Annotated in this window: 11 protein-coding genes and 1 pseudogene; 8 read left to right on the plus strand and 4 right to left on the minus strand. The window is 74.7% G+C overall.

What is annotated here, in order from left to right:
- Positions 1-18 precede the first annotated feature (18 nt).
- From ACWH4W_RS09815 to sucD, 5 genes are all read left to right on the plus strand, one after another.
- Positions 19-1,176 carry an ATP-binding protein gene (locus ACWH4W_RS09815; RefSeq protein WP_290009908.1) on the plus strand — a complete coding sequence of 386 codons (1,158 nt, stop codon included), beginning with the start codon at positions 19-21 and terminating at the stop codon, positions 1,174-1,176.
- Positions 1,173-3,527 carry a DUF5682 family protein gene (locus tag ACWH4W_RS09820; protein ID WP_473075382.1) on the plus strand — a complete coding sequence of 785 codons (2,355 nt, stop codon included), beginning with the start codon at positions 1,173-1,175 and terminating at the stop codon, positions 3,525-3,527. Before ACWH4W_RS09815 ends, ACWH4W_RS09820 begins: the two co-directional genes overlap by 4 nt.
- Positions 3,524-4,699, plus strand: coding sequence for a VWA domain-containing protein (locus ACWH4W_RS09825; RefSeq protein WP_473075383.1), 1,176 nt, complete (start codon positions 3,524-3,526; stop codon positions 4,697-4,699). The genes ACWH4W_RS09820 and ACWH4W_RS09825 overlap by 4 nt, the downstream gene beginning before the upstream one ends.
- A gap of 755 nt (positions 4,700-5,454) precedes the next feature.
- Positions 5,455-6,636 carry an ADP-forming succinate--CoA ligase subunit beta gene (gene sucC / locus ACWH4W_RS09830; protein WP_473075384.1) on the plus strand — a complete coding sequence of 394 codons (1,182 nt, stop codon included), beginning with the start codon at positions 5,455-5,457 and terminating at the stop codon, positions 6,634-6,636.
- Between the two features lie 28 nt (positions 6,637-6,664).
- Positions 6,665-7,549 carry a succinate--CoA ligase subunit alpha gene (gene sucD / locus ACWH4W_RS09835; RefSeq protein WP_473075385.1) on the plus strand — a complete coding sequence of 295 codons (885 nt, stop codon included), beginning with the start codon at positions 6,665-6,667 and terminating at the stop codon, positions 7,547-7,549.
- Between the two features lie 99 nt (positions 7,550-7,648).
- Here sucD and ACWH4W_RS09840 read toward each other — a convergent pair whose 3' ends face one another.
- Positions 7,649-8,908 carry an RNA polymerase sigma factor gene (locus ACWH4W_RS09840; RefSeq protein ID WP_473077456.1) on the minus strand — a complete coding sequence of 420 codons (1,260 nt, stop codon included), beginning with the start codon at positions 8,906-8,908 and terminating at the stop codon, positions 7,649-7,651.
- Positions 8,909-9,709: 801 nt separating this feature from the next.
- Positions 9,710-9,832: pseudogene (locus ACWH4W_RS09845) on the minus strand (RNA polymerase subunit sigma-24); the annotation flags it as partial.
- 96 nt (positions 9,833-9,928) lie between these two features.
- Here ACWH4W_RS09845 and ACWH4W_RS09850 point away from each other — a divergent pair.
- Positions 9,929-11,353, plus strand: a complete 1,425-nt coding sequence (locus ACWH4W_RS09850) for a cell division protein PerM (RefSeq protein WP_473075386.1) — start codon at positions 9,929-9,931, stop codon at positions 11,351-11,353.
- Between the two features lie 291 nt (positions 11,354-11,644).
- Here the strand turns inward: ACWH4W_RS09850 and ACWH4W_RS09855 are convergent, their stop codons facing one another.
- Positions 11,645-12,424, minus strand: coding sequence for a hypothetical protein (locus ACWH4W_RS09855; RefSeq protein ID WP_473075387.1), 780 nt, complete (start codon positions 12,422-12,424; stop codon positions 11,645-11,647).
- Between the two features lie 386 nt (positions 12,425-12,810).
- Here ACWH4W_RS09855 and purN point away from each other — a divergent pair, with 386 nt between their 5' ends.
- On the plus strand, positions 12,811-13,449 hold the full coding sequence (purN, locus tag ACWH4W_RS09860) for a phosphoribosylglycinamide formyltransferase (RefSeq protein ID WP_473075388.1): 639 nt from the start codon (positions 12,811-12,813) through the stop codon (positions 13,447-13,449).
- A complete protein-coding gene (purH, locus tag ACWH4W_RS09865; RefSeq protein WP_473075389.1) occupies positions 13,446-15,008 on the plus strand; it encodes a bifunctional phosphoribosylaminoimidazolecarboxamide formyltransferase/IMP cyclohydrolase in 1,563 nt (520 codons plus the stop codon). Before purN ends, purH begins: the two co-directional genes overlap by 4 nt.
- Positions 15,009-15,087: 79 nt before the next feature.
- Here purH and ACWH4W_RS09870 read toward each other — a convergent pair whose 3' ends face one another.
- A complete protein-coding gene (locus ACWH4W_RS09870) occupies positions 15,088-15,609 on the minus strand; it encodes a hypothetical protein (protein ID WP_473075390.1) in 522 nt (173 codons plus the stop codon).
- Positions 15,610-15,664: the final 55 nt, after the last annotated feature.

Consider the following 15,664-nt stretch of genomic DNA (forward strand, 5'->3'; position numbering starts at 1 on the left):
TGGAGGGGGGACCCAGCCATGTCTGTGTCCGCAGAACCGACGTCCGTCGACCCGCGGCGCGACGGCTCCGCGCCCGCCGACACCGGGCTCGCGGGAGCGGACACCCTGCGTCCGCACGCCGAGGACGCCTTCGCGGACGAACTGGCCGCGCTGGCCGCCCAGGACGACCGCCCGCGTCCGGCCCGCTGGCGCCTGTCGCCCTGGGCCGTCGCCACCTACCTGCTCGGCGGCACGCTGCCGGACGGCACGGTGATCACCCCCAAGTACGTGGGCCCGCGCCGGGTCGTGGAGGTCGCGGTGACCACCCTCGCCACCGACCGCGCCCTGCTGCTGCTCGGCGTGCCCGGAACGGCCAAGACCTGGGTCTCCGAGCACCTGGCCGCCGCCGTCAGCGGCGACTCCACCCTGCTGGTGCAGGGCACGGCCGGCACCCCGGAGGAGGCCATCCGCTACGGCTGGAACTACGCCCGGCTGCTGGCTCACGGCCCCAGCCGCGACGCCCTCGTCCCCAGCCCCGTGATGCGGGCCATGGCGGAGGGCAGGACGGCCCGCGTCGAGGAGCTGACCCGGATCCCGGCCGACGTCCAGGACTCCCTGATCACGATCCTGTCCGAGAAGACCCTGCCGATACCGGAGCTCGGGCAGGAGGTGCAGGCGGTCCGCGGCTTCAACCTGATCGCCACGGCCAATGACCGCGACCGCGGGGTCAACGAGCTGTCCAGCGCCCTGCGCCGCAGGTTCAACACGGTGGTGCTGCCGCTGCCGGAGACTCCGGAGGCGGAGGTCGACATCGTCACGCGCCGCGTGCGGCAGATCGGCCGGTCGCTGGACCTGCCGGAGGCGCCCGAGGGCATCGACGAGATCCGCCGGGTCGTCACCGTCTTCCGCGAACTGCGCGACGGGGTGACCACCGACGGCCGGACGAAGCTGAAGTCACCCAGCGGCACGCTGTCGACCGCCGAGGCGATCTCCGTCGTCACGGGCGGACTGGCGCTCGCCGCCCACTTCGGCGACGGCGTGCTGCGGGCCGGCGACGTCGCCGCGGGCGTTCTCGGTGCTGTCGTCCGCGACCCGGCGGCGGACCGTGTCGCCTGGCAGGAGTACCTGGAGACCGTCGTCCGCGAGCGCGACGGCTGGTCGGACTTCTACCGGGCCTGCCGCGAGGCCGGCGCGTGAACGGCGGCCGGGCACCGGCCGCCGGGCAGCCGCTGCTGCTCGGGGTGCGGCACCACGGCCCCGGGTCGGCGCGGGCCGTGCGGGCCGCGCTGGAGGCGGTCCGGCCGCGCGTCGTGCTGATCGAGGGCCCGCCCGAGGCCGACCCGCTCGTCCCGCTGGCCGCGGACGAGGCCATGCGTCCACCGGTCGCCCTGCTCGCCCACGCCGTGGACGAGCCCGGCCGGTCGGCGTTCTGGCCGCTGGCCGCCTTCTCCCCGGAGTGGGTCGCGCTCCGCTGGGCCCTGCGGCACGGCGTGCCCGCCCGCTTCATCGACCTGCCGGCCGGTCACACCCTGGCCTGGGGACGGGACGAGGACGAGCGGGACGGCGGCGCGGAGGCCGGGGCGGAACGGGGCGCCGTGGACGACGACGTGCGGATCGATCCCCTGGGGGTGCTCGCCGGCACCGCCGGGTACGACGACGCCGAGCGCTGGTGGGAGGACGTCGTCGAACACCGGGGCGCGGGCGAGGGGGACGCGCTCGCGCCGTTCACCGCCCTCGAGGAGGCCATGACGGCCCTGCGGGAGACGTACGGCAGCGGCGGGCACCGGCGGGACCTGATCCGGGAGGCCCACATGCGGCTGCGGATCCGGGAGGCGCAGCGGGAGGCCGGGGACGGCGTGGCCGTGGTGTGCGGGGCCTGGCACGTGCCGGCGCTGCGGCGGCGCACGGGCGTGACCGCCGACCGGGCGCTGCTCAAGGGCCTGCCGAGGGTCAAGACGGACGTGACCTGGGTGCCCTGGACCCACCGCAGGCTGTCCCGGGCCGGCGGCTACGGTGCGGGCATCGACTCCCCGGGCTGGTACGCGCACCTGTTCGCCGCCCCGGACCGGCCGGTCGAGCGGTGGCTGACCAAGGTCGCGGGGCTGCTGCGGGCCGAGGACCGGACCGTGTCGCCCGGCCACGTCATCGAGGCGGTGCGGCTCGCGGAGACCCTCGCCGCGCTCCGCGGACGGCCGCTGCCCGGCCTGGGCGAGGCCACCGACGCCGTGCGGGCGGTGATGTGCGAGGGGTCCGACGTGCCGCTGGCGCTGGTGCACGACCGGCTGGTCGTCGGCGACGTGCTGGGGGACGTGCCGGATTCGGTGCCCGCGGTGCCGCTGCAGCGGGACCTGGAGCGGACGCAGCGCCGGCTGCGGCTGAAACCGGAGGCGGCCGAGCGGGAGCTGGACCTCGACCTGCGCAAGGAGACCGACGCGGGCCGCAGCCGGCTGCTGCACCGGCTGCGGCTCCTCGGCGTCGCCTGGGGCCGGCCGGCCGCCTCGCGGGGCGGCACCGGCACCTTCCGGGAGACCTGGCGGCTGCGCTGGGAGCCGGAGCTGGCCGTGCGCACGGCGGAGGCGGGAGTGTGGGGGACGACCGTGCCCGCCGCCGCGACCGCCAAGGCGGAGGCGGACGCGGTCGCCGCGCGCGGCCTCGCCGACGTCACCGGCCTCGCGGAGCACTGCCTGCTGGCCGCCCTGCCCGGGGCGCTGCCGACGGTGATGCGGGTCCTCGCCGACCGGGCGGCCCTCGACACCGACGTCGCCCACCTGGCGCAGGCGCTCCCCGCCCTGGTCCGCTCGCTGCGCTACGGCGACGTCCGGGGCACCGACACCGCCGCGCTCGCCGACGTCGCCGCGGGCCTCGCCGAGCGGGTCTTCGTCGGACTGCCCCCCGCCTGCGCCGGCCTGGACGCCGGCGCGGCCGAGGAGATGCGGCGCCACGTCGACGCGGTGCACGGCGCGCTGGGCCTGCTCGGCGACGCCCCCGCGGCGCGCGACGGGAGACTGCGCGCACGCTGGCGCTCCGTGCTGCGGACGCTGTCCGCGCGGGACACCGTGCCGGGGGTGCTGCGCGGCCGGGCCGTGCGGCTGCTGCTGGACGAGGGGGAACTGGCGCAGGACGAGGCGGCGCGGCTCATGGGGCTCGTGCTGTCGCCCGGCACACCCCCGGCGGACGCGGCCGCGTGGATCGAGGGGTTCGTCGGAGGCTCCGGCGGCGGGCTGCTCCTGGTGCACGACGAGCGGCTGTTCGGCCTGGTCGACCGGTGGCTGACGGCCGTCCCGGCGGAGGCGTTCACCGATGTGCTGCCGCTGCTGCGGCGGACGTTCTCCGCCTACGAGCCGGGGGTGCGGCGCACGCTCGGGGAACTGGTGCGCCGCGGGCCGGGCGGATCCGGCCGCACGGACGCCGCCACGGCCGGCGCGCCCGGTTTCGGGCCGGGTCTGGACGCGGCGCGGGCGGACGCCGTCCTGCCGGTGCTGCGGCTGCTGCTGGGGCCGGACGCCGACGAGGAGACACGCGGGGAACGAGCGGAGGCGCGGCGATGACGGAGGACGCGGCGGGGGAGCGGCTGCGCCGGTGGCGGCTCGTGCTCGGCGGGGACACGGCCGACGGCACCGGACACGCGCTGTCCGGACGGGACGCCGCGGTCGACGACGCGCTCACCGCCCTCTACGGCAAGGACGACACGCCCGGGGCGGGGCGCGACCGGGCGGGAGGGCTCGGGGCGTCGGCGCCCTCGGTGGCGCGCTGGCTCGGGGACATCCGCACGTACTTCCCCACCTCCGTCGTCCAGGTCATGCAGCGCGACGCCGTCGACCGGCTCGGCCTGGGCACGCTGCTGCTGGAGCCGGAGCTGCTGGAGGCGGTCGAGGCCGACGTGCACCTCGTCGGCACGCTGCTCTCCCTCGCCAAGGCGATGCCGGAGACGACGCGGGAGACGGCCCGGGAGGTCGTGCGCAAGGTCGTCGAGGACCTGGAGCGGCGGCTCGCCACCCGCACCCGGGCCACCCTCACCGGCGCCCTCGACCGCGGCGCCCGCGTCCGCAGGCCCCGCCACCACGACATCGACTGGAACCGCACCGTCGCGGCCAACCTCCGGCACTACCTCCCCGACCACGGCACGGTCGTGCCCGAGCGGCTCGTCGGCTACGGGCGCGCCTCGCGGTCGGTGAAGAAGGAGGTCGTGCTCTGCGTGGACCAGTCCGGGTCGATGGCGTCGTCGGTCGTGTACGCCTCGGTGTTCGGGGCGGTCCTCGCGTCCATGCGGGCGGTGACCACCCGGCTCGTCGTCTTCGACACCGAGGTGGCCGACCTGACCGAGCGTCTCGACGACCCGGTGGACGTGCTCTTCGCCACCCGGCTCGGCGGCGGCACGGACATCAACCGGGCGCTCGCCTACTGCCAGTCGCGCATCACCCGCCCCGCCGACACGGTCGTCGTGCTGATCAGCGACCTCTACGAAGGGGGGATACGCGACGAGATGCTCAAGCGGGTGGCGGCCGTCAAGGCGTCGGGCGCGCAGTTCGTGACGCTGCTCGCCCTGTCCGACGAAGGGGCGCCCGCCTACGACAGGGAGCACGCGGCGGCCCTCGCGGCGCTGGGCGCGCCGGCGTTCGCCTGCACCCCCGATCTGTTCCCGGAGGTGATGGCGGCGGCGATCGAGAAGCGGCCGCTGCCGATACCGGACGCGGGGGCCGGACCGGGCTCCCCGCGCTGAGACGGACCTGAGCGCCCGTCGGCGACGCGGGGCTTGCGGGCGCGCGGGCGCCGCGTGCGAGACCGGGGCCGTTCCCGTGTGTCACCGGCCCGTGCGCCGGCCCGTGCCCGGCGCCACGGCGTGCGCCGAGCCCCGGGGGGCGCGGGAGCACAGCCGGGACGTCCACGTCCCGCCCGCCCAGGCCGTACGGCACGCCCTCCCGCACAGGCGCGCGGCACCCGTACGGACACACCCCCCGTCCCGGCCGGAACCGCCATGAACCACCCCTCCCCATGTGCTCCGGAGCGCACCCGCCTGCAGCCCGTTCCTGACTCACGGGTAACAAAGGACTCCGCGAGGCATCAGGACCCCGGACAGCCGAAAGCCGTCGGTTCGTCCGGCCGCGACCTCGCGTAGGGACGGACGGCCCTCATCGGGGAAGGGAGGCCGGCCGCCCCGCAACCCGGACCACGGGCGTGCCACACCCCCGTCCGGGTTGTCCGGCAGGGCCTCACCGGGCCGACCCCAGCCCGGTGAGGCCCCTCACGCACGGCACGGCGTGCCGGAGAAGGCGACATCATGTGACAGGTATCACCGCTCACGTGTGACTCGCGATTTAGAACCTCCCCCTGTGCGGCGATAGCCTGCGAGACGGACATGCCGCGCGCTCGGACACCGTGTGCGCCTCCCTTGTGACAGAGCGGACGTCACGTTGCCCTTCGCGGCACGCCCACGCATCCAACGAACCGCGAGATCACTGATAGGGACGGAAGCGCGTGGACCTGTTCGAGTACCAGGCGAGGGACCTCTTCGCCAAGCACGATGTACCGGTGCTGGCCGGTGAAGTCATCGACACGCCTGAGGCGGCCCGCGCAGCCACGGAGCGTCTCGGTGGCAAGTCCGTCGTCAAGGCCCAGGTGAAGGTCGGCGGCCGTGGCAAGGCCGGCGGCGTCAAGCTCGCCGCGACCCCGGACGAGGCCGTCGCCCGCGCGACGGACATCCTCGGCATGGACATCAAGGGCCACACGGTCCACAAGGTGATGATCGCCGAGACGGCCCCGGAGATCCTGGAGGAGTACTACGTCTCCTTCCTCCTCGACCGTGCCAACCGCACCTTCCTCTCCATCGCGTCCGTCGAGGGCGGCGTGGAGATCGAGGAGGTGGCGGCCACCCGTCCGGAGGCCGTCGCCAAGATCGCGATTGACGCCATCGACGGTGTGGACGAGGCCAAGGCCCGCGAGATCGTCGAGGCCGCCAAGTTCCCGGCCGAGGTCGCGGACAAGGTCGCGAACGTCCTGATCAAGCTGTGGGACACCTTCATCAAGTCGGACGCCCTCCTCGTCGAGGTCAACCCGCTGGCGAAGGTCGCCTCCGGTGACGTCATCGCCCTGGACGGCAAGGTGTCGCTCGACGACAACGCCGAGTTCCGTCACCCCGAGTACGAGGAGCTCCAGGACAAGGCCGCGGCGAACCCGCTCGAGGCCGCCGCCAAGGAGAAGAACCTCAACTACGTCAAGCTCGACGGCGAGGTCGGCATCATCGGCAACGGCGCGGGTCTCGTCATGAGCACCCTGGACGTCGTCGCGTACGCCGGTGAGAAGCACGGCAACGTCAAGCCGGCCAACTTCCTGGACATCGGCGGTGGCGCCTCCGCCCAGGTCATGGCCAACGGCCTCGAGATCATCCTCGGCGACCCGGACGTCAAGTCCGTCTTCGTCAACGTCTTCGGCGGCATCACCGCCTGCGACGAGGTCGCCAACGGCATCGTCCAGGCCCTGAAGCTGCTGGAGGAGCGCGGCGAGAAGGTCGAGAAGCCGCTCGTCGTCCGTCTCGACGGCAACAACGCCGAGCTCGGCCGGCAGATCCTCACCGACGCCGACCACCCGCTGGTGCAGCGCGTCGACACCATGGACGGCGCGGCCGACAAGGCCGCCGAGCTGGCCCACGCCGCCAAGTAAGCACTCAGGACGAGGACACCAACACACCATGGCTATCTGGCTCAACAAGGACAGCAAGGTCATCGTCCAGGGCATGACCGGCGCCACGGGCATGAAGCACACCAAGCTCATGCTCGGTGACGGCACGAACGTCGTGGGCGGCGTGAACCCGCGCAAGGCGGGTCAGACCGTGGACTTCGACGGCACCGAGGTACCCGTCTTCGGGACCGTCAAGGAGGCCATCGAGAAGACCGGCGCCAACGTCTCCGTCATCTTCGTGCCGGAGAAGTTCACCAAGGACGCGGTCGTCGAGGCCATCGACGCCGAGATCCCGCTGGCCGTCGTGATCACCGAGGGCATCGCCGTGCACGACACGGCCGCCTTCTGGGCGTACGCCGGCAAGAAGGGCAACAAGACCCGGATCATCGGCCCGAACTGCCCCGGCATCATCACCCCGGGCCAGTCGAACGTCGGCATCATCCCGGGCGACATCACCAAGCCGGGCCGCATCGGCCTGGTCTCGAAGTCCGGCACGCTGACGTACCAGATGATGTACGAGCTGCGTGACATCGGCTTCTCGACCGCCGTCGGCATCGGTGGCGACCCGATCATCGGCACCACGCACATCGACGCGCTCGCCGCGTTCGAGGCCGACCCCGAGACCGACCTCATCGTGATGATCGGTGAGATCGGCGGTGACGCCGAGGAGCGTGCCGCGGCGTTCATCAAGGACAACGTGACCAAGCCGGTCGTCGGCTACGTCGCGGGCTTCACCGCGCCGGAGGGCAAGACCATGGGTCACGCCGGCGCCATCGTCTCCGGTTCCTCCGGCACCGCGCAGGCGAAGAAGGAGGCCCTCGAGGCCGCCGGCGTCAAGGTCGGCAAGACGCCGACCGAGACCGCCAAGCTGGCGCGCGCCATCCTCGCCGGCTGACCCGCCGGCGCGACAGCGCATCGTACGGGTGGGCCCGTTCCCCGCGCCGGGGACGGGCCCACCCGTCTTCGCGCGCCGCCCCCGCCCCGTCCGGCGGGGTCAGCGGGCCTGGGGCGTCAGGCGTTCGGGGCCGTCGAGCAGGGCCTCGCGCAGCCGGGCGCGCAGCTCGCGCCGCTCGTCCGAGAGCGGGCCGGGCGCCGCCCGGGGCGGCACGCCCCGCACCGTCTCGCCCGGCGGCACGGGCGGCACGTAGTGCGTGGGCGCCGTGTGCAGGGTCATCGCCGTGCTGCCGATCAGGACGACGGTGACGGCCACCACCGTCCGCGTCCACCCACGTGCCCGGCGCTCACCGCCGCCGCGCACCGCCGCCGGCTCCGCCGCCCGCGTCCGTCCGGTGGACGCCAGCTCCGCCAGCCGGTCGTGCAGTTCCCCCGGATCGGCCAGCTCCGGCAGCCGCTCCGCGAGGACCTCCCGCGCGTGCATCAGCCGCCCGGCCGCCGCCCGGGTGCTGGCCTCCGTCTCCGCCGCCGTCTCGGGCAGGTCCAGGCCGACGCCGTCGTACAGCACGAGCGTGCGGCGGTACGGCGGCGGCAGGATCAGCAGCGCGTCCAGCAGTGCGCGGTCCTCCTCCTCGGGCGGCGGCGGCCCGGGGCGCCGGTGGCGGCGGCGGAGGCCGTGCCAGGGGGAGAGGGCCCAGTCGTGCGCGGCCGCGCGCACCCAGCCGGCCGGGTCCGGGTCGCGCGCCACCTCAGGCCAGTGGTCCCACGCCCGCTGGAAGGCCCGCTCCACGGACTCGTGCGCGAGGTCGCGCCGCCCGGTGAGCAGGTACGCCTGCCGGACGAGGGCGGGCGCGCAGTACGCGTACAGCGCGTCGAAGGCCTGAGCGGGCGTCAGGTACGGAAACGCCTCCCGCGGGGCGGGGGCGGTCACCGGCGCACGGCCCCTGCCCGCCGGTCGCCCACCCCGCCCCGGCAACAACGCCCGCGCCCGGGACGGCCCCCTCCGCCCCTGCCTCCGTGACCCGGTGCCGGACGAGCGGCCGCGGCTCGAACCCGACTCGTCCTTCGGCCCCGGCTCGTCCTTCGGCCCCGGCTCGTCCTTCGGCCCCGGCTCGTCCTTCGGCCCCGGCTCGTCCTTCGACCCCGGCTCGTCCTTCGACCCCGGCTCGTCCTTCGACCCCGGCTCGTCCTGCGCCCCCGGCTCGTCCTCCGGCTCGGCTCCGCCTGCCGAACCCGGTCCGTCTTCCGACGCGCATCCGCTTTCCGACGCGCATCCGCTTTCCGGCTCGGCTCTGTCCTCCGGCATCGGTCCGTCTTCCGGCATCGGTCCGTCTTCCGGCATCGGTCCGTCTTCCGGCATCGGTCCGTCTTCCGGCTCGGGTGCGCTCCCGGACTTGGGTGCGCTCCCGGACTCGGCTGCGCTCCCGGACTCGGCTGCGCTCTGCGACCTGGACCCGTCTGCCGACTCCGGTCCGTCTTTCGACACCGGCCCGCTCTCCCGCTCCCGGCCGCTCTCCGGCTCCGGTCCGCCTCCCGACGGGGGTGCGCCCTCCGGCTGAGGTCCACCTTCCGTCCGGGGTGCGTCCTCCGGCTTCGGTCCGCTCCCCGGCATCGGTTCGTCCACCGACGTCGGCCCGCTCTCCGACTCGGCCGCGCCTTTCGTCTCCCGGCCACCGCCCGACCCCCGTTCCGCTTCTCGCGCCGGTCCGGTTCCAGGCTCCCGCGTGCCCGCCGATTCCCGTTCGGCGTCCCGCTTCGCCTCGGCCTCCGGCACCGGTTCGCCGTGCGGCGCGAGTTCGTCCTCGGGTACTGGTCCGCTTCCCGGCGTCGGTCCGTTCGCCGACTCCGGTGCATCCCCCTCGGTCTCCGGCCGCGGGCCGTCGGCAGGGCACGGTCGAGCCTCCGGCGCCGGAGGTGACGGTGTGTCCGCTTCCGTCGGAGAGGCCGTCACCGTGAGCCCGAACGCCGGTGCCAGGACGAACGCGGCGGGGTCGGTGGGTGTGCCCCGGGCAGAGCCGTCACCGCTTCCGGCCGCCACCACACGGATCGTCACCACAGCGGGCCGATCGGTCGGCCGGCTCTCCGTCGCGAGGGCGGTCAGCAGGTCCGCGTACGCCTTGCGGTTCCGGCCGCGTGGCGTGCTGCGGCCGGACTCCCACGCCCGCACCGTTTCGGGGCGTACACCGAGCCGGCCCGCGAGCTGAGCGCGCGTCAGCGAGCCGGCCTCACGCAGGCGTCGGCGTTCCTTGGGCGGGGGGAGCGGGATGGCGGGGCTCCGTGTCACTGGGTGTCCCTCAGTACAGAAAAGTACATAAGCGTATTTTTAGCGACACAACCGATCTTCGCTCGTTACGCCGGAAAAGCGCGTGTCGTTGGGAGCATGGCGGGCGTGATCCAGACGACCGTACGCCGATCGACACCGGCCTCCCTGCTCCTCCGGCGGCGCCGCCGCTCGCCCGGACTGGCCTCCGGCCTTGCCGGTGGCGCCCTCGCGGCCGGGCTGGGCCTCGCGGCGTTCACCGTGCTCGTGATGCTGCTGTGGGTCAGCTCGCCGTACCCGGACAGCGGACCCGGCGGCGCCCTGCATGTCGCGGCGGCCCTCTGGCTGCTGGCGCACGGCGCCGAACTGGTCCGCGTCGACACCCTCTCCGGCGCCCCCGCCCCGATGGGCGTGCCCCCGATGCTGCTCCTCGCGGTGCCGCTGTGGCTGCTGCACCGGGCGGCGCGGGACACCGCCGAGGGCGGCGTCCGCGACGACGCCCCGCTGGTGCCCGGCCGTACCGCGTGGGCGGGCGTCGTCCTCGGCTACCTCGCCGTCGGCGCCCCCGCCGCCCTCCACGCCGCCGGCGGTGTGCTGCGGCCCGCGTGGGCGTCGACGGCGGTGTGCGTGCCGCTGGTCGCGGTGGTGGCCGCCGGGGCGGGGGTGTGGACCGCGTACGGACGGCCCAGCGGACCGCTGGAGCAGCTGCTGGGCGCGGTACTGCCCCGGGGCGCGCGCCACCTGGTGCTGGGCCCGGACGGCCGCCCCGGTGTGGCGGTGCGCGCGTCGGCGGCGGGGGCGACGGTGCTGGTCGCGGGCGGGGCGGTGCTGCTGGCGGCGTCGCTGGGCCGGCACGCCGGCGAGACGCGCGGGGCGTTCGGGCGGCTGGCCGAGGGCTGGTCGGGGTGGGTGGCGGTGGCGCTCCTCTGCGTCACGCTGCTGCCGAACGCGGCGGTGTGGGCGGCTGCCTACGCCCTCGGCCCCGGCTTCCTGCTCGGCGCCGGGGTCTCGGTGACGCCGTTCGGTTCGCGGGCCGCGCCGCTTCTGCCGTCGTTCCCGTTGCTGGCGGCGGTGCCGGAGCCGGGTGCGGGCACGGCGCTGCACGGGGCGGTCGTGGCGGTGCCGCTGACGGCGGGGATGGTGGTCGGCTGGTTCGTCGGCCGGGGGGCCGTGACGGGCGGGGGACGGCTCGGCGCCTGGACGGTGGGCCGGACCGCGGGTGCGGCGGTGCTCGCGGCGGCGCTGTGCGGGATGCTGCTGGCGCTGCTCGCCGGGCTGGCGGGCGGCCCGCTGGGCGCGGCCGCGCTGGCCCGGTTCGGCCCGGTGTGGTGGCAGGTGGGCGCGGCGACGGCGGTGTGGCTCGGGCTGACGGCGGTCCCGGCGGCCCTGGCCGTACGGGCCTGGCGTCGCCGGCGGTCCTACGGGCGGGACGGGGACGACGGCCGTCCGGGCCGTCCGGGCCGTCCGGGCCATGGGGCCGCGGCCCGCCACCGGCCGGTCGTTCCACGTCCGGCCGGAGGGGCGCGGCGCTCCCGCCACCGCTGATTCACCCGGAACCACGGGTAGGGCGTCCCGTGGCCGGCCTCGCCGCCGCCCAGGACGAGCCCCGCCTGCTCCTCGACCACGGCAGCGACGGGGACGACGGCAGCGACGGGGACGACGGCAGCGACGGGGACGACGGCAGCGACAGGGACGACGGCAACGACGGCAGCGACAGGGACGACGGCGGTGACACCTTCGACGTACGCCCGTGGCGTTCGGCCCCGAAAACGCCGGACCCCGTCCGCCCGCGTGAGCGGGCGGACGGGGGCCGGCGGACTCCCCGCGTGCCTCCCGTCAGCCTTCCTCGTCCAGCAGACCGCGCAGCTGCTCCGGCAGATGGTCGCCGCAGGACTGGCGCGCCTGCTGCGTGAGGGCGTCGCCGGCGCACTCGTAGTAGTCGCTGTAGACCAGGCGGGCGCCGAAGACCCCGGCCACCAGGAGCAGCGCCAGGGAGCCCAGGACCAGGCCGCTGATCGCCGCCGTGGTCTGCGGGCGGGCCTTCTGCTCGGACGCCGGGGTGTCCGGGTCCTGCCCGTGGGGCTTGGCACGCAGGGCGCTGATGCCCCAGTACAGGGCGAGAGCGCCCAGCAGCAGCGCCAGGTACGGCCAGTTGAAGAGGGCGAAGAAGAAGGCCCACATGCCGCCCAGCAGGGCGTAGCGCGCGCGGCGCTGGGCCGGGTCCGTGGGGTCCCAGCGCATGCCCGGACCCTGCTGGCCGCCGCCCTGCCCCTCCGGACCGCGCGGGCGCTCGCCGAAGCCGCCGGGGGAGCGGCCGGGCTGCCGGTCGCTCCAGTTGCGGCCCCAGGGGGAGCGGCCGCCCCCGTCCTCGCCGCCCGAGGGGTGGCGGGGCTGCCAGGGGCGGTCGGGCGCGCCCTCCGGCGGGGGCGCGAACGGGTTGTCGTCCTGGCCGCCCCGGGAGCCCTGGCCCCGGGCGTCGCGGCGGTCGTCGCCGGCCTCGCCCTGGGAGGCGTCGGGGGACGAGGACGGGCGCTCCCGCAGCAGCACGGCGCCACGCTCCCCTCCCTGGGCCGACTGCTGGGGGAACGTGAGGAGTCGCAGGCTGCGGTCCGGCATCAAGTGAGCGTCTTCCCCTTTGTGAAGCACGGCGTGGGTGCGGTGTGACCGCCTCGCACGACGTATCGACTACGAGTGAGCTGTGAGCTGGTGCGTTCCCGTCAGCTCCGTGCGGCCCGGGTCCGTCGCCCTGTGAACGATCGGTGCGCGGTCCACGTTCCCGTGCGCCCCGGCGTCCAGGACTCGCGTACCCCGGCCGGCTCGCACCAGACGCTACCTTCCGGCCGCGCCCCCGTCCCGTGGGGGCCCGTCGGGGTGCCGGTATCGTTGCTGCCGGTCGGCCGCTTCGTAGGCTTCCCCGTATCAGGGGGCGCGAAGCATTCGGAGGAATGTACAAAGCGCTGTGCCGCCGACCGTACAGACGCTCCCCGAGAAAGGGCCCCACCGTGGCCGCCAAGCCCGTGGCCGAGCGCGCCAGGCGTCTCGTCGTGCTGGTCTCCGGATCCGGCACCAACCTGCAGGCGCTCCTCGACGAGATCGCCGCCGTCGGAGCGGAGGCCTACGGGGCCGAGGTCGTCGCCGTCGGCGCGGACCGCGAGGGCATCGAGGGGCTGGCCCGGGCCGGGCGCGCCGGGCTGCCGACCTTCGTGTGCAAGGTCAAGGACCACGCGACCCGTGAGGAGTGGGACGCGGCGCTCGCCGAGGCCGTCGCCGCGTACGAGCCGGACCTCGTGGTGTCCGCCGGGTTCATGAGGATCGTGGGGAAGGAGTTCCTCGCGCGCTTCGGCGGGCGGTTCGTCAACACCCACCCCGCCCTGCTGCCCAGTTTCCCGGGAGCCCACGGCGTACGGGACGCGCTCGCGTACGGCGCCAAGGTCACCGGCTGCACCGTCCACTTCGTCGACGACGGCGTCGACACCGGCCCGATCATCGCGCAGGGCGTGGTGGAGGTCCGGGACGAGGACGACGAGAGCGCTCTGCACGAGCGCATCAAGGAAGTCGAGCGAAGGCTGCTCGTCGAGGTCGTGGGGCGCCTCGCCCGCAACGGCTATCGCATCGAGGGACGAAAGGTAGTTATCCAGTGACCGCCGAGAGCAACAAGCGGGCCATTCGACGGGCGCTCGTCAGCGTCTACGACAAGACCGGCCTCGAGGATCTCGCGCGCGGCCTGCACGAGGCCGGGGTGGAGCTGGTCTCCACCGGGTCCACCGCCGCGAAGATCGCCACCGCGGGCGTCCCCGTGACCAAGGTCGAGGAGCTGACCGGCTTCCCCGAGTGCCTGGACGGCCGGGTCAAGACCCTGCACCCGAAGGTGCACGCCGGCATCCTCGCCGACCTGCGCCTCGCCGACCACGAGCAGCAGCTCGAGGACCTCGGTGTGGAGCCGTTCGACCTGGTGGTCGTGAACCTCTACCCGTTCCGCGAGACCGTCGCCTCCGGGGCCACGCCCGACGAGTGCGTGGAGCAGATCGACATCGGCGGCCCCTCGATGGTCCGCGCCGCCGCCAAGAACCACCCGTCGGTCGCCGTCGTCACCAGCCCCGCCCGCTACGGCGACGTCCTCGCCGCGGTCCGGGACGGCGGCTTCGACCTCGCCACCCGCAAGCGGCTCGCCGCCGAGGCCTTCCAGCACACGGCCGCCTACGACGTGGCGGTGGCCTCCTGGTTCGCCTCCGAGTACGCCCCGGTGGACGACTCGCAGTTCCCCGACTTCCTCGGCGCCACCTGGGAGCGCAAGAACACCCTCCGCTACGGCGAGAACCCGCACCAGCCCGCCGCCCTCTACGTGTCCGGGACGGGCGGTCTCGCCGAGGCCGAGCAGCTGCACGGCAAGGAGATGTCGTACAACAACTACACGGACACGGACGCCGCGCTCCGTGCCGCGTACGACCACGACGCCCCGGCCGTCGCGATCATCAAGCACGCCAACCCGTGCGGCATCGCGGTCGGCGCGGACGTCGCCGAGGCGCACCGCAAGGCGCACGCCTGCGACCCGCTGTCCGCGTTCGGCGGTGTGATCGCGGTCAACCGACCGGTGTCGAAGGAGATGGCCGAGCAGGTCGCGGAGATCTTCACCGAGGTCATCGTCGCGCCGGACTACGAGGACGGCGCGCTCGAGGCCCTCACCAAGAAGAAGAACATCCGCGTGCTGCGCGCCCCGCAGGCGCCGTCCGCCCCGGTCGAGGTCAAGCCGATCGACGGCGGCGCGCTGCTCCAGGTCACCGACCGGCTCCAGGCCGAGGGCGACGACCCGGCCACCTGGACGCTGGCCACCGGCGAGGCCCTGTCCGAGGCCGAGCTGGCCGACCTGGCCTTCGCCTGGAAGGCCTGCCGCGCGGTGAAGTCCAACGCGATCCTGCTCGCCAAGGACGGCGCCTCCGTCGGCGTCGGCATGGGCCAGGTCAACCGCGTCGACTCCGCGAAGCTGGCGGTCGAGCGGGCCGGCGCCGAACGCGCCCGCGGCTCCTTCGCCGCCTCCGACGCGTTCTTCCCGTTCCCCGACGGCCTGGAGATCCTCACCGAGGCCGGCGTGAAGGCCGTCGTCCAGCCCGGCGGCTCGGTCCGTGACGAACTGGTCGTGGAGGCCGCCGAGAAGGCGGGCGTGACGATGTACTTCACGGGGACGCGGCACTTCTTCCACTGATCCCGCCGATCCCGCGCACGACGGGGGTGGCCCCGGTCCCCGAGGAGGGACCGGGGCCACCCCCGTCACACCCGCCGCGTCAGCAGGGGCGCAGGTACCAGACCGGGTCCCAGGTGGCCGTGCCCGACTCGTACGCCGTGGACGTCCAGCGGACGCTGCCGTCCTGGTTGTAGAAGCGGGCGACCGTGCCCGGCGTCTGGTTGTTGACGAACGGACCGTCGCCGGTCCAGTTGCTCAGCTTCCACGTCCGGCACGTGTAGAAGTCGAACTTCGTGCCGTTGACGACCATGCACAGGTGCCCGTAGCCGCAGGACAGGGCCTTGGTGGACGCCTCGCCCCGGGGCGCGGCCGTGACGGTCAGGCCGTCGTAGCGGACCGCGTCGGCGGTCACCTCCCGCGGCTTCGCGTCGCGGCCCACCACCCGCTCGGCCGCCTTCTGGAGCGCGGTGACGCGGGTGCCGTCCTTCCCCTCCCGCACGGAGGTGACCCGGGTGCCGTCGGGGCCGGGGGCGGCGGTGGCCGCGACCGAGCCGCCGGCGACGAGTGCGGTGGCCGCGACGAGCAGCGCGGCGGACCTGAACGTGTTCACTGTTTCCCTCATGACTGTCTCCCCCATGAACGAACGGGTGGGTGGCACCGCCGAGGCGGTGTGCCCA

The organism is Streptomyces sp. DSM 120436 (assembly GCF_055778765.1).